The 19,893-nt window shown below is 43.8% G+C and carries 26 protein-coding genes; 2 read left to right on the forward strand and 24 right to left on the reverse strand.

The genetic code is table 11. The features are described 5' to 3' along the window. Window positions 1–12: 12 nt before the first annotated feature. From CF394_RS06455 to flgB, 11 genes are read right to left on the reverse strand one after another with little or no spacing between them, the layout of a single operon-like run. Window positions 13–834 (reverse strand): flagellar hook-basal body complex protein, encoded by an 822-nt coding sequence (locus CF394_RS06455; protein WP_094942410.1) that lies wholly within the window; start codon window positions 832–834, stop codon window positions 13–15. Window positions 835–848: 14 nt separating this feature from the next. Further along, complete coding sequence (locus tag CF394_RS06460) at window positions 849–1,298, reverse strand: flagellar hook capping FlgD N-terminal domain-containing protein (protein WP_165767478.1); 450 nt, start codon at window positions 1,296–1,298, stop codon at window positions 849–851. A gap of 11 nt (window positions 1,299–1,309) precedes the next feature. Continuing rightward, window positions 1,310–2,395 (reverse strand): flagellar hook-length control protein FliK, encoded by a 1,086-nt coding sequence (locus CF394_RS06465; protein ID WP_094942412.1) that lies wholly within the window; start codon window positions 2,393–2,395, stop codon window positions 1,310–1,312. After that, window positions 2,392–2,832, reverse strand: a complete 441-nt coding sequence (locus CF394_RS06470) for a flagellar FliJ family protein (RefSeq protein ID WP_094942413.1) — start codon at window positions 2,830–2,832, stop codon at window positions 2,392–2,394. Before CF394_RS06470 ends, CF394_RS06465 begins: the two co-directional genes overlap by 4 nt. Then, window positions 2,829–4,154, reverse strand: coding sequence for a FliI/YscN family ATPase (locus tag CF394_RS06475; protein ID WP_094942414.1), 1,326 nt, complete (start codon window positions 4,152–4,154; stop codon window positions 2,829–2,831). Before CF394_RS06475 ends, CF394_RS06470 begins: the two co-directional genes overlap by 4 nt. Beyond that, complete coding sequence (locus CF394_RS06480) at window positions 4,123–4,893, reverse strand: FliH/SctL family protein (RefSeq protein ID WP_165767479.1); 771 nt, start codon at window positions 4,891–4,893, stop codon at window positions 4,123–4,125. The genes CF394_RS06475 and CF394_RS06480 overlap by 32 nt, the downstream gene beginning before the upstream one ends. Continuing rightward, the gene (gene fliG / locus CF394_RS06485) at window positions 4,886–5,914 is read right to left on the reverse strand and encodes a flagellar motor switch protein FliG (protein WP_165767480.1); all 1,029 of its coding nucleotides are present in this window, start codon (window positions 5,912–5,914) and stop codon (window positions 4,886–4,888) included. The genes CF394_RS06480 and fliG overlap by 8 nt, the downstream gene beginning before the upstream one ends. A 13-nt stretch (window positions 5,915–5,927) precedes the next feature. Beyond that, window positions 5,928–7,568, reverse strand: coding sequence for a flagellar basal-body MS-ring/collar protein FliF (fliF, locus tag CF394_RS06490; RefSeq protein WP_243370702.1), 1,641 nt, complete (start codon window positions 7,566–7,568; stop codon window positions 5,928–5,930). Then, window positions 7,569–7,865 carry a flagellar hook-basal body complex protein FliE gene (gene fliE, locus CF394_RS06495; protein WP_094942418.1) on the reverse strand — a complete coding sequence of 99 codons (297 nt, stop codon included), beginning with the start codon at window positions 7,863–7,865 and terminating at the stop codon, window positions 7,569–7,571. It abuts the gene before it with no gap. A gap of 12 nt (window positions 7,866–7,877) precedes the next feature. Then, window positions 7,878–8,315 (reverse strand): flagellar basal body rod protein FlgC, encoded by a 438-nt coding sequence (gene flgC / locus CF394_RS06500; protein WP_094942419.1) that lies wholly within the window; start codon window positions 8,313–8,315, stop codon window positions 7,878–7,880. A gap of 5 nt (window positions 8,316–8,320) precedes the next feature. Next, the gene (gene flgB, locus CF394_RS06505) at window positions 8,321–8,719 is read right to left on the reverse strand and encodes a flagellar basal body rod protein FlgB (protein ID WP_094942420.1); all 399 of its coding nucleotides are present in this window, start codon (window positions 8,717–8,719) and stop codon (window positions 8,321–8,323) included. Between the two features lie 243 nt (window positions 8,720–8,962). Between flgB and CF394_RS06510 the strand changes: the two genes are divergently transcribed. Together CF394_RS06510 and CF394_RS06515 are read left to right on the forward strand one after the other, a co-directional pair. After that, window positions 8,963–9,727 (forward strand): flagellar hook-basal body protein, encoded by a 765-nt coding sequence (locus CF394_RS06510; protein WP_094942421.1) that lies wholly within the window; start codon window positions 8,963–8,965, stop codon window positions 9,725–9,727. A 14-nt stretch (window positions 9,728–9,741) separates the two neighbouring features. Then, window positions 9,742–10,569: a flagellar hook-basal body protein gene (locus CF394_RS06515; protein ID WP_094942422.1), complete on the forward strand. Its 828-nt coding sequence runs from the start codon at window positions 9,742–9,744 to the stop codon at window positions 10,567–10,569. Window positions 10,570–10,628: 59 nt separating this feature from the next. Here CF394_RS06515 and CF394_RS06520 read toward each other — a convergent pair whose 3' ends face one another. From CF394_RS06520 to hag, 13 genes are all read right to left on the reverse strand, one after another. Beyond that, entirely contained in the window at window positions 10,629–11,444 is an 816-nt protein-coding gene (locus CF394_RS06520; RefSeq protein ID WP_094942423.1) for a flagellin N-terminal helical domain-containing protein, read from the reverse strand. A 14-nt stretch (window positions 11,445–11,458) separates the two neighbouring features. After that, complete coding sequence (gene flgK / locus CF394_RS16055) at window positions 11,459–12,583, reverse strand: flagellar hook-associated protein FlgK (protein ID WP_094942424.1); 1,125 nt, start codon at window positions 12,581–12,583, stop codon at window positions 11,459–11,461. 14 nt (window positions 12,584–12,597) lie between these two features. Then, the gene (locus tag CF394_RS06530) at window positions 12,598–12,978 is read right to left on the reverse strand and encodes a hypothetical protein (RefSeq protein WP_094942425.1); all 381 of its coding nucleotides are present in this window, start codon (window positions 12,976–12,978) and stop codon (window positions 12,598–12,600) included. Further along, complete coding sequence (gene flgM / locus CF394_RS06535) at window positions 12,975–13,259, reverse strand: flagellar biosynthesis anti-sigma factor FlgM (protein WP_094942426.1); 285 nt, start codon at window positions 13,257–13,259, stop codon at window positions 12,975–12,977. Before flgM ends, CF394_RS06530 begins: the two co-directional genes overlap by 4 nt. Before the next feature lie 56 nt (window positions 13,260–13,315). Beyond that, a complete protein-coding gene (locus tag CF394_RS06540; protein ID WP_094942427.1) occupies window positions 13,316–13,732 on the reverse strand; it encodes a flagellar basal body-associated FliL family protein in 417 nt (138 codons plus the stop codon). 5 nt (window positions 13,733–13,737) lie between these two features. Next, window positions 13,738–14,574: a flagellar motor protein MotB gene (locus tag CF394_RS06545; RefSeq protein WP_341476728.1), complete on the reverse strand. Its 837-nt coding sequence runs from the start codon at window positions 14,572–14,574 to the stop codon at window positions 13,738–13,740. Next, window positions 14,555–15,370, reverse strand: a complete 816-nt coding sequence (gene motA, locus CF394_RS06550) for a flagellar motor stator protein MotA (protein WP_094942429.1) — start codon at window positions 15,368–15,370, stop codon at window positions 14,555–14,557. The genes CF394_RS06545 and motA overlap by 20 nt, the downstream gene beginning before the upstream one ends. A 16-nt stretch (window positions 15,371–15,386) precedes the next feature. Further along, window positions 15,387–15,758: a flagellar export chaperone FliS gene (gene fliS, locus CF394_RS06555; protein WP_243370705.1), complete on the reverse strand. Its 372-nt coding sequence runs from the start codon at window positions 15,756–15,758 to the stop codon at window positions 15,387–15,389. A gap of 15 nt (window positions 15,759–15,773) precedes the next feature. Next, complete coding sequence (locus CF394_RS06560; RefSeq protein ID WP_094942431.1) at window positions 15,774–16,106, reverse strand: hypothetical protein; 333 nt, start codon at window positions 16,104–16,106, stop codon at window positions 15,774–15,776. 1 nt (window position 16,107) lies between these two features. Then, window positions 16,108–17,604, reverse strand: a complete 1,497-nt coding sequence (gene fliD, locus CF394_RS06565; protein WP_094942432.1) for a flagellar filament capping protein FliD — start codon at window positions 17,602–17,604, stop codon at window positions 16,108–16,110. Between the two features lie 13 nt (window positions 17,605–17,617). After that, window positions 17,618–17,959, reverse strand: coding sequence for a flagellar protein FlaG (locus CF394_RS06570; protein WP_094942433.1), 342 nt, complete (start codon window positions 17,957–17,959; stop codon window positions 17,618–17,620). A gap of 196 nt (window positions 17,960–18,155) precedes the next feature. Then, complete coding sequence (locus CF394_RS06575; protein ID WP_094942434.1) at window positions 18,156–18,851, reverse strand: glucosaminidase domain-containing protein; 696 nt, start codon at window positions 18,849–18,851, stop codon at window positions 18,156–18,158. A gap of 116 nt (window positions 18,852–18,967) precedes the next feature. After that, window positions 18,968–19,822, reverse strand: a complete 855-nt coding sequence (gene hag, locus CF394_RS06580; RefSeq protein ID WP_094942435.1) for a flagellin Hag — start codon at window positions 19,820–19,822, stop codon at window positions 18,968–18,970. Window positions 19,823–19,893: the final 71 nt, after the last annotated feature.

Genomic DNA, 19,893 nt, shown 5'->3' on the forward strand with positions numbered 1-19,893 from the left:
TTCTCACCCTACTTATCGTTTTAAGTTAACCAGTTCTTGCAAGATTTCATCAGAAGTAGTGATCATTTTCGAGTTTGCTTGGAATCCGCGTTGAGCAATAATCATCTCTGTAAATTCTTCTGTAAGTTCTACATTGGACATCTCGAGCATTCCTGATTGAATTTTAGAGATATTTACTTCCTCAGCTTCACCAAAATCAATAATTCCGCCCGGTCCAGCAGCAGTTGTCATCTCGTATAAAGATCCCCCAACTTTACGAAGTCCTGCTGGGTTTGGTGGAGCAAATAAAGCTATCACTTGATCAGGAATAGCTTCTTCATTACCATCAGAAATTCTCATAGCATATACCTGGCCATTATCTTTAATTGCAAAAGAACTATAAGTTTCTGGGTCGATTGTAATTTTCTCTTGATTCTTATTGAGTAAATAGTGACCTTGTGAAGTACGGAGATTTCCCCCCTCATCCACAACAAAGTTTCCTGTACGAGTCAAATATCTTTGGGGGTTTACTGTAGCCTCACCATTTTCATCTGTAGCTGGATCTCCAACGATAAAGAACCCTTCGCCCATAATGGCTAAGTCTGTTCCGACTCCTGTCATCATTCCAGAACCTGGATTGTGATTTTGTTGAATACTTGCAGCAGATGAACCAAGTCCGACCTGTGCTGGGTTGACTCCTACGCTAGAAACCGTTTGGCTTAGCATATCTTGGAATACAACAGAGCTCTTTTTAAATCCAACCGTATTTACGTTGGCAATGTTATTCCCGATAACATCTAATTTTGTTTGAAAGCCTTTCATACCTGAAACTCCTGAATACATAGAACGAATCATGAATCATTTCCCCTTTATTTTGTAGTGTCCGTGACAGGCGCAGCTTGTAATAAAGTAACGGTTGATAAATCAATTCGCTGATCACTTCCAGCAAGTTGTGCATAAAATTTTCCGTCTTCATGAATGATGGACTGGACAATTCCACTTTCATTGGCATCCGTGTCTTCATTCTTCCAAGAGATTTCTTTTCCAATCATCTCCGCAAAGTCTGCCATCGATTTGCCGCCCATTGCCTCTGTATAAGCAGTCATCGTCCGGTTTAGAGATGTGAGCTGTTCGAGACTCGTAAACTGTGCCATCTGTGCAATAAACTCAGCGTCTTTCATGGGCTCTAATGGGTTTTGATTCCGAAGCTGCGCAATTAAAATCTTCATGAAAGCGTCTTGTCCAAGTCCCTGAGAACCTGCGGACTTCGTATCTCCAGTTTGGTAACTTGTCACTCCATTAACCGTTGTGATGTTCATCTGCATCCTCCTTACACACTGTAATCAATGCCTTCTTCAGATAAAGGTTCTCTTTCGGTTTCATCCTGTTCAAGCGAACCATGGTTTCTAGGGTGCTGTTTCCGAGCCTCTGCTTGTTGTTCTCGAGCCTGTTGTTGAGGGGCCTCTTTTTCTTCTCGCCATTCTATCTCAAATGCTTCTATGGCAACTCCTTGGTCTAGGAGTTGTTGACGAAGTTGAGGCAACTGAAGCTCTAGTACATCTTTTGCAAGGTGTGATGAAGTAATCATCTTGGCCGTAACTTGACCTTCTTCAACGGATACCATTAAGTCAATATGTCCTAAATGTTCAGGAAAGATTTGAATACGGAATGTCCCTCCTGAAGCAGCTGCTACATCTTTGATAGGAGTCAAAATAACCCTAGGCACTTCTTGTCTGAGCTGTTGCTGAAGATCCGGTACCTCTTCTGGGAGACGCAGTTCAATTACAGGCAAAGCCTGTGGTTCACTGACTTGCTCGCTCTGCTGAATAACTAGTGGTGCTTGTACTGGCTCGGGTTGTAAAGTGCGGAGCGGTGAATTAGATTCCAGTTTGTGCTCTTCTATGTAAATTTTCTGTGAGGAAATCTTTTCAGCCTGCTTCCCTTGTTCGGTAAGAATCAAATTGCTTTCTATTTTTTTTAAATCTTCCCCCTCAAATCGCTCGGAACGAACGAATAAAGGTGCAGAAGGAAGTGGAACAGTAGGTTCCGGCAAGTCCACCACTGTGACGGGACGTCTTGGCAACTCAACAAAGAATTCAGGAAGTGGTAGTGGCAAAGGTTTAGGTACTAGTTTTAAATCAAGTTCCGGTTCCGCGGTTTTTACAAAGTCGGAAAAAGAGTGTTCGACTGGAATGTCTTCCTGCTTCACATCAGAAGTTTCTTCTACGACCGCTTCATCCACTAATGCCTCTTCCGTATTCTCAGAGCTGACCTCGTTCTCTGTGAACGCTGGTACTTGTAATTCCGTAAATAATGCTTGAAAAAGAGAAGTCCCTTCAAGCGTATCGGAGCTCTTTGCTGAAGTGGCATGTTTTAGAGGCACACTACATAAAAAATCTAAATTGGATAGTTTCATCGGTCAGCTCCTAAACGGAGAAGGGTCATCTCATCCGCAATTTTTTGTTCTGCTTGAGTCCTTTCGGTATGAAAGAGCTGCTGCGCTTTTTCTTTTAAACGGTCCCATTTCTTTGTCTCACTTGATGCTTCAAGTACCTTTTGTTCGGCAAGAGTAACTTGCTGATTCATCTGATCTTGTTGGAATCTAGCAAGCTGGAGCTGCTGATACATGTAAAGTTCGTGTTGATAGTACTGCTGCAACTGTTGGACTCGAATCCCTTGTTGCACTTGTTGCTGTTTTTGCAACTCTAACTCTTGTAGCGTTAGATCAATCTGATTTGTTTCGTGATCGACTTCGTCCGCTCGTTTTCGAATGGTCGACAATTCGCCTTCGACGGCTTTCTTTTGAACTTCTCGAACATCTAAGATGCGTTGGTATTTGTAGTGAAATGTCATGATGCATTTCCTCCAAACTCTCGAATCAAAGTTTCACGTGTCTCATCAAACGGTGCTGGAGCATCTCTTTCTTGAACTAGGAATTGTCGGATGGCTGGGTAGAGTTGGACCGCTTCATCCAGCTCCGGCTGTCCTCCTGGCCTATAAGCACCAATTGCGAGTAAATCTTCCGCTTGTTGATAAGTAGCTAGCAAACGCTTTAAGCGACGTGCGCTATGACGATGAGCGGGTAATACCAGTTCATCCATCAAACGACTGACACTAGCACTGACGTCAATGGCAGGAAACAATCCTTTTTGAGCGATTTGACGACTCAACACGATATGCCCATCTAAGATGCCTCGAACAGCATCAGCAATAGGTTCATTGAAGTCATCACCGTCCACTAGAACTGTATAGATGGCTGTGATAGCTCCTTTACTTGCTGTTCCCGAACGCTCCAGTAGCTGTGGCAACTTGGTAAAGACGCTTGGTGTGTAGCCTTTCGTTGTAGGAGGCTCACCAATTGCTAAACCAAGTTCTCGTTGAGCCATCGCAAATCGAGTGACGCTGTCCATCAACAACAGCACTTGGTGACCTTGATCTCTAAAATACTCAGCAATGGTAGTGGCGGTAGATGCCCCCTTGATGCGTTGAAGTGGTGACTGGTCTGATGTGACTGCAACAACGACCGATTTCTGACGCATTTCGGGACTCAAATCTCGCTCGATGAATTCTCGAACCTCACGTCCTCGCTCTCCAATCAAACCTATGACTACGATGTCCGCTTCCGTTTGTCGCGCAATCATACCAAGGAGTGTACTCTTTCCGACACCACTCCCTGCGAAAAGGCCAATTCGTTGCCCCTTGCCGACAGTCAACAAGCCATCGATTGCTTTGACACCGAGTTCTAAAGGTTCATGAATCCTTGGCCGTGATAGAGGCGGTGGAGGCGAACGATCTGTTTTCACAGGAACTAAGCCAGCAACTAGCTTTGTACTATCAAGCGGTCTACCAAATCCGTCTACAATGGACCCTAGCAATCCTTGGCCGACTGGGATTTCTAAGGAACGATGGGTTGCAACAACAAGAGACCCTGGCCCAATTTGAGATAAGTCGCCAAATGGCATCAGCATCAACCGATTTTCCCTAAAGCCTACGACTTCTGCTTCAACAGGTGTAGAAAAGTCATTTGGGTAGATCAAACAGATTTCTCCAATGGTCGCATGTGGCCCTAACGATTCAACTGTCAGTCCAATGACTTGCATCACTTTTCCCTGTTTGGCCACAGACTGGACTGTTGGCAACGTATCAAGATAGGGTGTTGGATTCCAAGTAGGCATCAACATTCTCCTCGGCGAGTGTCATGAAAATCGTTTTGATTTCACTTAGTTGACTATCTATTCGAGCGTCATAGCGACTTGCCTGGGTATGAATCATGACGTCTCCCCTGTTCAGTTCCTTCACAGGCAACAAGACAAATGGTGTGAAGGCAGGCAGCAGACTCTCTAATTCTTCTCGTTGTTCTTTGATCCACTCAAAGTCTTCGAGAGACACATGAAGCGTGACTTCTTGCGCATCTTCCACTAGTTTTAAGTGTTTTTTAACAAGTTCTTTTACAAGGTGTGGCTCTACTTGCAAGGCTTTTCCAACTAGCTTTCGTGCAAGAGCAGTAGACATCTCAATCAACTGGTGTTCCGCTTGAAGGACATAACGCTTCCGTTCTTCTACCAGCTGTTGCATAGCATTATGAACTTGAGTCAGTTGAGCGCTTAAAATAGCTTGTGCTTGCTGTTCAGCTTGTTCTTTCCCGTTTGCAAAACCTTGTTCCCAAGCCGCATCCTTTAATTTTTCAGCAAGCTCTTGTGTTTCTCTTTCTGTCTGTTGAAGTGCCTGCTCGCGATCCTCAACAAGCTGCATGCGGAGCTGATCAATCTCTCGGAGGAGCTCATCTCTTAGTTGTTCAGGTGATTTGAAAGTTTCTGCATGAGCCACATCCAAAGCTTGCTGCCCGCCAGACCAGACGATAGGAATCTCTTTTGTTTCCAAAGGTGTATTATGGATACGGACGACATTACGCAATGACATCCTCTCCTTCAGCATCTGGACGTGCAATGACGATATCCCCTTGCTGCTCCAGCTGTCTTACGATGGATACAATGGCAGCTTGAGCTTCTTCAACTTCTTTCAGTTTCAATGGTCCTGTCATCTCAAGTTCTTCTAACACAGTTTCCGCTCGTCTAGTTGAAATGGATTTCAACAACAATGTACGAAGCTCTTCATCAGTCACTTTGAGAGCCTTCACAAGGTCTTCGTCATTCACTTCCTGCATCACACGTTGCAGCGAACGTGCATCTAGTAACGGTAGATTTTCAAACACAAACATCTTTTGTCGGATCTTGGTTACAAGTAACGGATCTTGTTGCTCCAGACTTTCTAAAATAGAGCGTTCCGTAGAGCGATCCACTTGATTCAATAAAGTCACAATAGAGTCAAGTCCGTCATAATCACGAATCTTGCCTGAACTAGAAGTCGACAGCTTCGCTTCAATAACTCTCTCAATTTCTCCCATGATTTCATACGATGGCGGCGTTAGTTTTGCGATACGCTTGGCAACATCTACACGTTTTGCCGGTTCAAGAAGTGAGAGAATTGCAGAGGCTTTCAGACTCTCTAACTGCGACAACACCACTGCAATTGTTTGGGGATGCTCGTCTCGTACAGATAAATAAAGACTATGGGTATCCACTGAACGTGCAAACTGGAAAGGCTTTGGTTTTGCTTTCGTTGTAATTCGGGTGATGACTTCCTTCGCCTTGTCAGTTCCAAGTGCTTTTTCAAGCACTTCATGTGCGTAGTCTATTCCACCTTCATCGATGTACTCTTCAGCGACCATGATGTCATAAAACTCATCAATGACGTAGCGAGTCTGACTGCTCTTTAGATGCCGTACTTTAGCAATCTCCATAGACAACAAATCAATTTCTGATTCACTCAAATGCTTAAAAATTTCAGCGGATGAATCAGGACCAAGGCCGACCATCAAAATAGCGGCTTTCTGAATCCCCTTCAGTTGTTGCGTTCCACTAGTTGCTGCTCCCATCATGTCACTCCTTTTACTTATCCGTCATCCAAGCACGTAATAATTTCGCAAAGTCATCTGGTTGATTTTTAGCCAAACGCTCGATAGTGTCTCGTTTAGGATTTGCCCGTGCTTCGATTGCCAGTTCTTCTGCCACTTTGGTCTCAAGCTGTTGAATGGCTTCTTGCTCCATCTCTTCGAAGAATTCCTCTTCTTTCCGTTTTCGGATCCGGCCAATTACAATAAAGGCTATGATTACCAGAATAAGTAAAAGCACGCCACCGACGATGTATACATAAGGATTTTGTAAAAGCTTAGCAGTTGTAAATGGATTTTCATCCGGCACGGTTTCTTGTTTCCCTAAAAACTCTGTAGCAAATACAGTAACTCGATCATCTACATTCAATTCTTCTTGTGGAATATCATTTAAGCTTAAAGAAGCCGCTACGATATTAGATACCAGACTTCTCACCTCTCCTATCAGTTCAGGAGAAAGACTTGTGGGGTCTGTCGCTACAGGCGGTTCAATTCCAATATTGACGGTCAAATCATCAATGATATATGGATTTTTTTCAATTTGACGCTGGATTCGATTAATTTCACGATTAATTCGTTCTTCTGTTCGTTCTGAGTCACTTGTTTCTGCGCCGTCCACACCAGGGAAGTTCGGTATTTCTCCTTCGCCTGTGCCTGTTGCGTCCTCTGCAGCAGCACTTTCACCGCTATACGACTCCACGATTCTCTCGACACTGATATCAAGACCTTCGTTCGTCTCTTCAATCGGTGCTTCTACTAAATTCTCTTCTCGCTTTTCGGTCGTAAAATCAACACTTGCTGTCACAGACACGATTACTTTGTCTTGTCCTAATAGCATGCCCAGCATTTGTTGAATTTCACGCTGGATATCCGTTTCAATCCCTTGTCGAACTTCTCGTTGCTGTTGGTAAATCGATAAAGTCGTATTGGCTTCGCCTTCGTTTTGCACTTCGTAAACTTGTCCGTTCTGATCCATAATAACGATTTCTTCAGGAGGCAGATTCGGGACGCTCTTGCTAATCAAGTGGTACAGACCATTTACTTGACCTTGCTCGAGATAAAAGCCTGGGTCACTTCGAAGGACAATGGATGCACTTGCCGTCTTAGTCTCTTCACTGATCCAAATGGACTCTTTAGGAAGGGTGATCATGACATTCGCATCCTGGACTCCTTCGATTTGACGAATCAAATTCGAAATTTCTGTCTGCATTGCGTCTCGTTCTACGACGTCAAAGTGCCTATCGGTCATCCCCATCCCCATGTTTTCACTGAAGATGCTGTAGCTGACACTACCATTTCTCGGAATACCTTCAGCCGCTAGAGCTAGTTTCAATTCATTCACTTGTTCTTTAGGGACACTAAGGGATGTTCCGTCGGCTGCCACATCTACCGGAATGCCCCGTTCTTCGATAGCCGCTTTCACTTCTCCCGCTTCGGCAGGCGTCAAATTGTTATACAAAACAGTCATCGGTGTACGAGTCATGAAAAATAAAAGAATCGACAAGATGAGTAACGATCCAAAGAAAGCAATCAAGCCGATGTTTCGAGTTTTAGGTGGAATGCCACTCCAGGCACTTTTAAATTTTGTTAGAAGTTGTTGCATCTGCTCTTTCATATGGCTGTCACTACCTACCTTCACCTAGACTTGCATTCTCATTACTTCTTGGTAGGCTTCTACCATCTTGTTCCTTACTTGCATGGTCAGTTCAAGAGATAGGCTCGCTTTTTGAGCGGCTATCATCACGTCATGAACATTTTCTACGTTTCCGTTAACCAATCCAGCTGTCATCTGGTCGGATAATTTTTGAGCCTGGTCCACTTGTTGAATCGATTGCGTTAATAAATTCTGAAAGCCGGTGCCGGCTACTTTTACATCAGGTGGTTTAATAAAATTTGGTTGCAAAAATGATGGATCCATCCCTTGAATCGGATTCATGTTGTTGTCTCCTTACTTTCCAATTTCCAAAGCTTTCATAAACATTCCTTTAGAAGCATTAAATGCCGTTACATTTGCTTCGTACGAACGAGTTGCAGACATTAAATCCACCATTTCTTTTAAAGGATCAACGTTCGGCATCAGCACATAGCCTGCTTCATTTGCATCTGGATGTTCAGGATCAAATACTTGTTGAAAAGGAGTATCATCTCCTTTGATTCGGTCTATAGTAACACCAGTAGTTACACTCCGAGTGCCCATAGCTGTATGTAAACGTTGTTCAAAGCTTTCAAGCTCTACAATTTTTCTGCGATACGGAACCCATTCTCCGTCTACTAAACTTCCTCTAGTCGTCTCGGCATTTGCGATGTTTGACGAGACGACATCCATGCGTAACCGGTTAACTGTTAGCCCCGAGGCACTTGCATTCATTCCCCCAAATAAGCTCATTACTACTACTTCCCTTCGTTAATGACAGAACGTAGAGTTGAGAACTTCCCACTAATTCTTTCTGTCATAGCATTGTACCAAAGCTGATTTTTTGCGAGCTCCGCCATCTCAAGGTCGATATCTACGTTATTACCATTTGGTTGGCGTTGCGTTGTATGTAGGGTTTCCAATTTGATTCCAGAAGCAGAACTTTTGGAAAACGAAATATGTCGTGGATCGGTACGATGTGTTGGTAGAGATCCAGATGAAAGTTGATTCTCTAAAACTGATTGAAACGATACACGTTGTGCTTTGTAATTAGGTGTATCGACATTGGCAATGTTAGCCGCGTAGGTTTTTTGTTTTAGAGCAGATGCCTGTAAACCATGTTCCAATTGGCTGATAACTGGTGAAAAAAGATTCATTCCCTTCAATCCTTCCGCCTAAAAATCATAACATATGTCACGTTTCGTAATTTTTCGTCATTTAGATTTAATCTTTATGTAACATTGCAAAATGAATAGTACCATAAATAAAAGTAATTTTGTGTAGGACTATGGATGTGAAATTTTTAAAATTGTGAAAAAAATCCTATTTTTTCATGGGAATGTGCTATTCTTTTTATTAATATGAGGTAGTGATTTGAACGATTTGGAGGGTATTAGAGTATGTTTAGAGGTCTATATGCAGCTACATCAGGAATGATGGCCTATAACCGACAACAACAAGTGTTAACAAATAATTTGTCGAATGCTATCACACCAGGTTATAAAAACGACATTACGGCTTTTCGATCTTTTCCACAACAACTAATCGAAAAAATGGGAGGCCCTTCTTCTCTGGCTACTCAAGCTGGAACTCTTAGTCTTGGTACATATGCTCAAGAAGCGATTCCACAATTTACACAAGGAATGATGAAAGCAACTTCAAATCCTACAGATTTTGCTTTGCAATCCCCTACACTTGTATTTCAAGTACGGACTGCAAATGATGAGATCCGGTATACCCAAAATGGCCAGTTTATTGTGGACCAACAAGGTGTGTTACGTACTGCAGCAGGAGATGAAGTAATGAACAGTGCGGGTCAACCGATAAAACTAGCATCCATGGATTTTCAAGTAGACCCACAGGGACGTATTACAGTAGAAGGACAAGCCGCTGGGCAATTGTTTATTGGTGAAGCAGAGGATCCGTTATCTCTTGTAAAAGAAGGATCGGGACTTCTTCGCTATGAAGGAGACAATGCTCCCGCTGCTGCAGAGAGTGAAGAACCTTTAGTGGCGCAGGGATATCTAGAACAATCGAACGTCGACATGACACGAGTTATGACGGATATGCTCCGCACATATCGTGGATTTGAATCCAACCAAAAGGTATTACAAGCCTATGATCAAAGTATGCAGAAAGCCGTAACTGAAATCGGACGCATTTAGGAGGAGAAAACAAGATGATACAGTTATATACGGCAACTTCTTCCCTGAAACAATTGACGCAGAAAATGGATACCATTGCTCACAACATGTCCAACCTTGATACGACTGCTTATAAAAGGCAAGATGCCCTTTTCACCGATGCTTTGAACAATGCAATGACTATGCAGGCCGGCCGTTATGAAGCAGGACGCGTCACTCCTAACGGAATTCGAATCGGGAACGGGGCGGTCCATATGGGAACTACGTCCCTTTCGGAACAGGGCAGCTTGAAGACCACCAATCGCCAATACGATATGGCACTCATGCAAAAAGGGGTGTATTTCTCAGTAGCTTCTGGTGGGGAGACGTATTATACAAGAAGTGGAAGTCTAGACGTTGTATATAATCAAGCAGATGATCAAAATTATTTACTAACCAGCAACGGAGATAGGGTCCTTGATGCTAGTGGACAACCAATTCGGTTTGATACGGATTTAGATTCCATTCAAATTACTGATCAAGGTCAAATTATTGGACGCTACAAAAACTTAGCGAAACCCGCCACTGTTTTTAATTTGGATTTGACTCGAATTGATCGACCAAGCACTTTGACCGAATCTGGTGGAAGTCGTTTTGCTTTCACTGGAAATGTTCAGCAGATGATAGCAGATGGAAGCTTCGAACGGTTGAACGGGACGGCTCGCACGGGACTCGTTCAACAAGGCGCACTTGAGCTTTCGAATGTGGATCTTACTACGGAGACAACGGAAATGATTGCGACGCAACGGTTGATTCAGTCGACAAGTCGCGCGATTTCCTTTGCGGATGATATGCGTGGTTTAATTAATACGATTAATAAGTAACAGTAAAAGGACCGAGTCGCATAACTAGCGATTCGGTCCTTCCTATTTTTGAGGCTACTTTAGCGCAAATAATCTACAAGTGACGCGGTAAAGAGTTTGCTAGTCGCCGACAATCCCGCTTGATAAACAGCTTCTTCACTTTTCAATTTCGTTAAAATCTCTGCATAATCCACATCTTCAATCTTGGAGAGCATCTTCGTATGCTCAAGCTTGCTGTCTTCCATTCGACCTTGAATCGAATCCAAACGGTTTTTTCGAGCTCCAACAACAGACATTGCATCGGCTACTCGGTCATATGACGTTTGGAGTGCTTCGAGATCCACATGTTCGTTAGCTTCTAATCGACTAGACATTTCTTGAAGAGTCGAAAACAACCCGTCATCTCCTCCAAATGGTAGTTCAGCAGAAAGAGTTACGGAGACCACAGTTCCTTTACCTACCACAATCTGTTTTTCAGTTCCATCCTGCGGAAATAATAGTTCTCCGTTAATTTCTGATGACGAAAGGCTTTGAAGTTCTTTAGTTAGTTCCGTTAACTCATTTTGAATAATGTCGCGTTCACCTGAGAACATTACATCGTTATTCGACTGGACACCAAGCTCTTGCACACGTTGCAAGATGCGTGACATGTTTTGTAGCTTATTGTCCACTTCGTCTAAGAACAAGGCACTTTGCGATTGATTGGCCTTATACTGTTCCATCTCTCCCAGTTGCTGTTTCAGCTTCATTGCATGAACTGCGCCATGGGGTGAATCGGAAGGACGTAACAATTTTTTGCCACTTGAGGCTTGTTCAAACGTGTCAGACATTTTAACCGAACTCTGTTGAAGCCGCTGAGTCGATTGATTATGTAACATCTGGTGACTAATTCTCATGTAGGTCTCTCCTTTTACACACCCATGCGATTGATAATCGTATCGAGCAGTCCATCTGTCGTCGAAACAAGACGAGCTGCTGCGTTGTAAGCATGTTGGTATTTAATCAAGTTGGACATCTCTTCATCGAGTGAAACACCCATGACTGACTGGCGATCTCGCTCCGTTCCATTCTTTGCAAGTATGGCCGTCTCTGTTGCACGATTGATGCCTTCAGCTTTTGTCCCAAGCTCACCGACTAGCTTTTGCCATGACGCTAAATGTGTATCAATTGAAGAGGGCTCTTGTTCGAAATTGGTAGTTACCGACTGAAGTTTCGATTGGAAATCCTCTAGGGCCCCTAAAGCTTTTTTAATACCCGATAGGGATCCAGATGTCACATTTGACTGGTCCGTCAAAGCAGATTCCACGGCACGGCCAGCAACTAGTGACGTCCCATCTTGAAGACGAATGCTCACCATGCCTTTTTCCGTTGCCGTCACTTGTATGCCCGCAAGACCAGACAACTGATCAATCAAGCTATCTCGTTGGTCCATAGCATCGTTGTCGCGACCACCAGAGCGGTAGATTAAATCGTTCAGACCCGCAATAGCCGTCAGCAACTCATTTGCCTGATTGCGTTCCATTGTCTGTTGGGTTTCTAAGCGACTCGTAATGCCCGCGATCTCTCGGTTCAAATTTTGTGAAGTAGTCGTAAAGGTCGTCATTCGTTCGTTTAAAACAGCCTTCGCAGCTTCATCGTTTGGATTTATCTGGACCGTCTCCCAGGCCTTCCATACGTCTTGCATGGCTTGCTGTAAGTTTCCGTCTTCTGTGCCTTGCGCTAGTTTCTCAAGCTCTCCTAACGCATCAGCTTGAACGGACAAATCCGAAGCATTGCTAGCTTGTCCCCAGAACTTCGTATCTAAGAACTGATCACGAAGTCGGACAATGGCGTCCGTCAGAACACCCGAGCCGAGCTGTCCATTCGGACTTTGTGAAGTAAACACCCTGTTAGGTGATGTCGCAGAAGACTGGACATTTTGTCTTGAGTACCCAGGTGTCGCGGCATTTGTCATATTGTGACCAGTAGTATTCAGTTGAGTCTGGGCTGTTGAAATTCCGCGTTTCCCTACTTCAAGTCCTTGAAATGTCGACATCTAAAGTCCTCCTGTTATGCTTTATGATCGAATGCCATTGGGCGGCTCTGAACCTGCGCTTGGCGTGGTTGATAGCCTGGTGAATCGTTCTGTTCCGTTAACTGGCTCAACATATGTTGGGTGAATTGCAAAGCATCTCGAAGCAATTCCTCATTCACTTTGAGCTGCTCTCTGAGGGCAAGTTGATAGCGAACCAGTTCGCTTCCCACATCTTCAGATACTTCAGTTAAGCTTTGTCTTTCAAATTGGGAAAGCTGTTTCAGAAGCGTAATTTCTTGTTTGTTTAATAGATCCAGTTCAGTGACTTCACGGTTCACGATGGCTTGCTGCTTCTTTTGAGCAACATCTAGTAGCTCGCTCATATAGTGTAGCATGGTCGTTCCTTGTTCACTCATTGGTTGTCTCCTTGTTTTCCTAACCAGAAATCGGTGAGGTCTTGTGCAATTCGTTTGCTATCCACTTGGAAAGTTCCCATCTCTATTTGTTGCTTCAATGCTTGAACTTTCTCTTGTCGAATAGCATCTTTTGCCGATTTATTGTAAAGTTCCTGTGCTTGGTTTGAGATTTGAACATGGTCTTCACTCGAACCTGGTGTTGCGGGTTTGACTTGCTGGACTTTCACCGTCTTCGGATACGTGTGAACATGGGGAGAGTTCCCGGTTTTATCCACATTCATTTCTGTCACCACCTTGTTACTTATAGTATCGGATCAATTTCCTATTTGTTTAGTCCCTATTGTACTTTAAATTCCGTCACCATGACACGAACTACTTTGTGATCCGGGACGATGTCTTGTACTGCCGTCTGCATCATGGTCTCGAGCGTTTCAAGTCCCTTTGGCCCTTGAACGTCTTCTCGAGTTAGACTCGTCATCGTTGAAATAACTGCAGCTCGTACTTCTGGACTGTAATGATCAAGTTGCTCTCGCCCCTCGACTTCTTCCATCTCTACTGCGAACTGGACGATAGAAAATTCGTTAGTAGCTAAATTTGTAGTAATGGTGTCGGTCATGAACCGCTTCAACGCAATCTCTTCAATTTTTTTTGCTTCTTCTGCAGCAGCTGCTTTATCTTGGTAATATCCGTAGCCAAAGTACCCTCCAATAGGAATTGCCAAAGCTATGACTACAATGATCAGTATGCGCTTCATGGTGCTCACTCCTCTAACTCTTGTTCTATAAAGCGCGAAATGACAATTTCCACGCGCCGATTCTCAGCTTTACCCTGTGCTGTGTCATTACTAGCAATCGGGCGGTATTCTCCGTAACCGGTCGCACTGAACTTTCTTGGATCAAGTTCGGAATTTTCCAAGATGATTTTCATAAAGTTGATGGCTCGAGCAGAGCTGAGTTCCCAGTTCGTAGGATATTCTGACTGATTCGTTGGGACGTTATCGGTATGTCCTTCAATATAAATCGTCCGAGGTACTTCAGATTCGAACATTTGTGAGATTTCTCTGGCAAGTTTAGCAGCATCTCCATTCAAGTCAGCACTACCTGACTCGTATAAGACACCTTCTCGTAGCTTGACCACTAGACCTCTGTTATCAAGTTCCGTAGTGACACGTGCTTCGATTCCATTCTCTTCTGCAAATTCTTGGAATGCTTGCTGCATCTGTTCAAGCTCTTTTTGATCTTGTGCGGCTGTGTAAAGCTCCGTTGCATCGATTTCAACATCAGAGTCTCCTCCAGCACCCGGTTCTGTTTCCGTATCATCTTTCTCCACTTCTTGATCAATGATGGATGGAATCTGACTCGACGTCCCGTCATCTTCCATGTCTGTTGGAGAGTTGGAATCTAATATCCCGGTTCCGCCATCCAGTTCACTGGCAAAAGATTCCGCAACCGCCTCAAACTTTTTTTGATCAATCTGACTTGAAGCAAACAACACGATGAACAGGGCAAGAAGTAAAGTTAATATATCCGCGTAGGGAATGAGCCAAGACTCGTCAATATGTTCATCATGTTTCTTTTTACGCTTCAACTTCGTCACCTACTTTATCAGTGCCTTTCTTACCAACAGGTACTGTCAAATCACGTTCTTTTGAAGGCAAGTAGGTCTTCAACTTCTCCTCCACGACTCGAGCCGGTAAGCCTTCTTGCACGGCCAAGATTCCTTCAATCATGATTTGCTTGATTTGCACTTCATTAGCTGTCTTTTGCTTCAATTTATTTGCAAATGGATGCCACATGACATAGCCGGAGAAAATCCCAAACAAGGTGGCGATGAACGCAGCTGAAATGGACTTCCCTAAAAGGGCTACGTCTTCTAAGTGACTTAGTGCCGCTACAAGACCAATTACCGCGCCTAGTACTCCTAGTGTAGGAGCATAGGTACCCGCTTGAGTAAAAATCTTCGCTCCAACTGCATGCCGTTCTTCCATTGCCGCAATATCCTCTTCAAGTAGATCTCGGATCATATCCTTAGACTCCCCATCTACTACCATGCGCAGACCACGTCGCAAAAACTCATCATCGGTCTGCTCACTTGCATCTTCTAATGCAAGCAACCCTTCACGACGTGCAAGAACAGTCCAAGCAGAGAATAACGGAATTAAATCACGAACTGTGTAGCTTTTAGAGTCTTTAAAGATGATTCCAAATAGTTTCGGAATCTTTTTGAATTCTTCCATCGGAAACGCAATCAAAATACAAGCAAGCGTTCCCGCAAATATAATTACAAGTGCCGCTCCGTTAAGTAAAACGGTTGGACTTGAACCTTTCAAAATCAAACCACCGACAAGCACAACAAAGGCAAATATAAACCCTATCCATGATGTACGATCCATTGCTGACACCTCTTCCCTATACGCTTGCAGCGGTTTTCATCATCGTCTTCCATGTATCCCGAAGTTCTGTCACAAGTTCTTCCGCAACTGCGAGCTTCGCTTGATCATTTGTTGTATTTGCTTCAACTAACTGCTGGTTAATAAATTCATAGAGTGCATCTAGATTTTCTGAAATCGGCACGTCCATATCTAAAGTAATTCTGAATTGGGAAATGATAGCTTGTGCTTTCAGTAAATTAGTATGTTTCTGTTCAATTTTCCCTTCTTCGAGTGCCTTGTTGGCAAGCTTGATAAACTTCAAGCAACCATTATAGAGCATCAAAGAAAGCTCTTGAGGCGTAGCTGTTTGGACGGCTGTAGTCTGATATGTTTGGTACGCACTATGCACGTTGCTTATCCTCCTTTACTCTCTTGAATCAAAAAATGAGCCTTGGACATCTGCTTGTTGCCGATATGCCTTTGAGGCTACCTGCTTCTCTCGAACCGAGCGAACTTGCTCGGCAGTATGGGCAAAAATACGTTCCATCTTCTTTTGAACTTGTTGATTTAGTTCTACAAAGCCTTTTATAGGCTCTCTATTCCAATTGTCTAGCAGTGCTTGACGTTGTAGTAGAACTTGTTGTAGATTTTCGATTCCCACGTCTAATGAATCCGCGTTTAAATTAGCTAAAGTCTGGTCACAGATGGCGTTCAATTGTGATGTCACTGTGACTAATGGATGTTCAGTCGCTGCCATTTTAGAATCCACCCATCATATTTTGCTGAATCCAAGAACTTTGCTGGTTCATTTGGTTCATTGCGCTCTCCATAGCCGAAAACTGTTTCCAGTAACGGTCTTCAATACCTACTAAACGATCTTGCCACGTACGGATTTGTTGATCCATAGATTTGAGTCGTTGTGTAAGCGCACTGTTATCAGTTAGTGAATTGGGAGCTCCTGCTCGAGCAGAAAGTTTTCGTACCGACTCATTCACTTCTTTGTACACACGCTCTGCAACTCCTGTTGCTCCTGTTTTAGCCGTGAATAACTGCATCACTTCATCTGGTTTTTCAGCAAGTGCTTGGCGTAGCTTCGTCTCGTCAATATTGAGCTTTCCGCCTTCACGGAAATTCCCTGTTGAAATACCAATCGCTGATAACGTGTTCAGAGCACCCGCAGGTAACCCTTCTACTGAGTCTGAGAACGCCCGGCGGAGACTTGTTAATGTGTCACGAAGAATGGGGTCGGAACGGAGTAAGCCGCTCTTCGCTTTTTCTTCCCACAATTTGACTTCGCTCTCGCTCATTTCCTTCCGTTGCTCGTCAGTAAGTGGAGGGAAGTCTCTGTAGCGAGTCTCCGTCACCTGCTTCTCGAACTTCTCAATCATTTCGTTATAAGCCGTGATAGCTTTTTTGATGGATTCAAACGGCGCATCGGTGTTGGATGACACGGTCACCGTTGAGGTGCCGACTGCTTTGAGATCGACTGTCAATCCGTTTACAGTTGCCGTATTTGTAGTAAGACCTGTAACGGGAATGCCGTCGTATAAAAAGCTGCCATTTGCTGCTGCCGTGACGTTTGTAGTTCCTGCTGTAGCAGTGGAAAGTTGCTGAATCCCAGGCTCTCCTAGCACACGTTCTCCGAGCTCCGGCGTACTGAACTCAATCGTAAAGTTTTGGTTGTCTCCCATGTTCTTAGTTGAGAAGAAAAAGCGAGACGTCGTATCGTCAAAGCCTGCTCGAAGCTCCGTAGTTTGACCCGCAGTGGCTGTTTGAATCTTTGATGCCACTTCTGCCATCGTCATCGTATCTGTGATATCAACTGCCGCACCCACAACTGCGCCACTAGCATCTTTAATAGTAATGGTTCCAGCCGTCCCCACTGCTGAAGTGCCTTTTGTCTTTGTGCCATCGGTCTCTTTGATTTCTGTTGCAGAGTGGACTTTTGCACCTTGAGCGAGCGACTGAACAGTAATTTCATAGCTTCCCGGAACCGTAGCACCTGTTGCACGAGCTGACGCAGCAGTACCAGAAGTCGAAGCTGTATAAGCATTGAAAGCACTGCTGAAACGCAATCCTTCAAATGCCGAACGGAAGCTAGTTAATGCTAAATTTGTGGAGCGGTAGGCATCTTTTTGCCACTCGGTCCAAGTCTTTTTTTGACTGAGCTTGTCTAAAGGAATTCGCTCTGCTGTCATCATTTCTTTTACCATATAATCAATGTCCATTCCGGACCCTAATCCTGTGATTCTCATCTTATCACCTCATTTAATAGCGTTCGTCGACCAGTAATCCTAGCTTCTGCGCAACGGACGCATAATAATCCAATACTTTTCTACTCGGAATCTCACGCAGCACTTCTTCAGTTTGCGGATCAATCACTTGTACGAAGTAATCGTTTAATTTTTCATGAAGTTGAAAGCGAATTTCGGTCGCATGTGGAGCCATCCAGTCATTCATCTGGTTGATTCTTTCCTCGACGTCATGTTTTGAAAGCGGTTCTTGATTTTTATCTGGTAGCTTCTTAAAACTCAACTTTATAGTAGGCTCAATTTTTACGTCTTCCCCAACTTTTGCTGGTTCTGGAAAGGTCAGTGATTGGATGTCCATGGCATATATCGCTCCTTCGTCGCTCGTTATATGTTATATCGGTAGCTTTTGAGGAAACTTTAGACGAAATCTAGAAAAGATGCTCCTAAGGAAGATTTCAATAAAACAAGTTAAGTCTTTTTGTTGAAATCTTTCCTGGGAGCGAGTTTAGTTAGACGATCGGATAAAAAATAAAAACACTTGCATCGGCAAGTGTTTAAGCGAAAGCATTCAGTTTTTTAGTAACACCGGTCACCCAGTGATTGTTAAGACCTGTTGGGTCGTTAGATGCTCCAACCGGTGCATATTTTGCTCCAATTTGAGAAATGGTTGTCAATCCTTGATTCAAGTAATTTCGACGAAGGTTACTCGCCATGCCATCTATGCTTTCTTGCAGTGTCGAATAGGTACGAAGCCCATTGCGCCCCATCATTCCAGCGACATTATTCTTTTCGAGGATGGCACGAGAGGAACCATTTCCTGTTTCATGCTGCGCGATAGCGGCTAAAAAAAGCGGATTGAGATTGTATTTTTGCCCTGCTGTGATGAAATCTTTAGCAGTACCAGATAACTTCCCACTTAAATGCTTCTCCATTTCTAAAAGACCGACTGGACGAAACGACAGTTGATCAATTGTACCAGTATTAGTGACTGCTTGCTGAACCACTGTTTGGATTTGAGAGGTTTCTGGACCTACTGAACTCCAATAGACTGGACTCGTTTGAGACGGAGTAACTTGAGAAGTCGGTACCCAGTGCATGGTGGAAGAGCCGCTCATCACGGATTCGAGCATGTTAGAAAACAACATAGATTTCGCTGAATCCGTTTGGGACTGATTAGGTGACAGTTGCGGCTGAGATAAAGTTTGCATGGTCTTTAAATAGAACCAGTTGGAATCAATGAGCGACGTCATAGGAGACTCCTTTCACGTATTGTTTCTTTTATCATACGGAATCTAGCTCATCGTTGCGAGGACTTTTTGACTTTCCCAATAAAAAAAGCCCCCCGAAGGAGACTTAGTTGTAAAAATTATCGAAGTAATTGAAGTACTGCTTGTGGCTGTTGGTTTGCTTGTGCAAGCATCGCTTGAGAAGCTTGAGTTAAGATGTTGTTCTTAGTGAACTCCATCATTTCTTTCGCCATGTCCACGTCACGTACACGTGATTCAGCTGCTGTTAAGTTCTCAGAAGTTGAAGCCAAGTTGTTTGTAGTGAACTCCAAACGATTTTGAGTAGCGCCGAATGAAGAACGTTGCTTAGAAACTGCAGCAATTGCATCGTCAACAGTTTGAAGTTGAGTATCAAAGTCGGTAGTTGCAAAATCTGTCACATCAATATCTGATACCCCTGCAGTTTTTAAACCTAGGCCATGTGTAGACATATCAATTGCTGCTAAGTCTAAAGATTCTGATCCGTTTGCACCAACTTGTAGTGTAATAGCTGCTGTAGAACCAGCTACTGTTCCATCAGAAGTTGTTAAAATGCTGATCCCATTGAATTTTGTACGAGAAGTGATGCTGTCTGTTTCATCAATCAACTCACCGATTTCACCGTTAATTGCATCTAGCTCTTCTGTGTTATTTGTTCCATTACCAGCTTGAACCACTAACTCACGAACACGTTGAAGGATATCGTGAACTTGACCAAGAGCACCGTCGGCCGTTTGGATCAAAGATACGCCATCTTGCGCATTACGTTGTGCTTGCTCAAGACCACGGATTTGGTTACGCATTTTCTCAGAGATCGAAAGACCAGCTGCGTCATCTGCACCTTTGTTGATGCGTTGACCAGAAGATAATTTCTCCATTGAGTTTTGTGCTGCGCCAGATACTTGGCCCATTTGGCGGTGCGTGTTTAGTGCTGCTAAGTTGTTATTGATAATCATGATTTCTACCTCCATGTAGATGTAATGTTAGGGCGCGACATCCGTGTCTTGATGCCCTACATACTTTATAT

Source organism: Tetzosporium hominis, assembly GCF_002265435.1.
Classification (GTDB): Bacteria; Bacillota; Bacilli; order Bacillales_A; family Planococcaceae; genus Chryseomicrobium; species Chryseomicrobium hominis.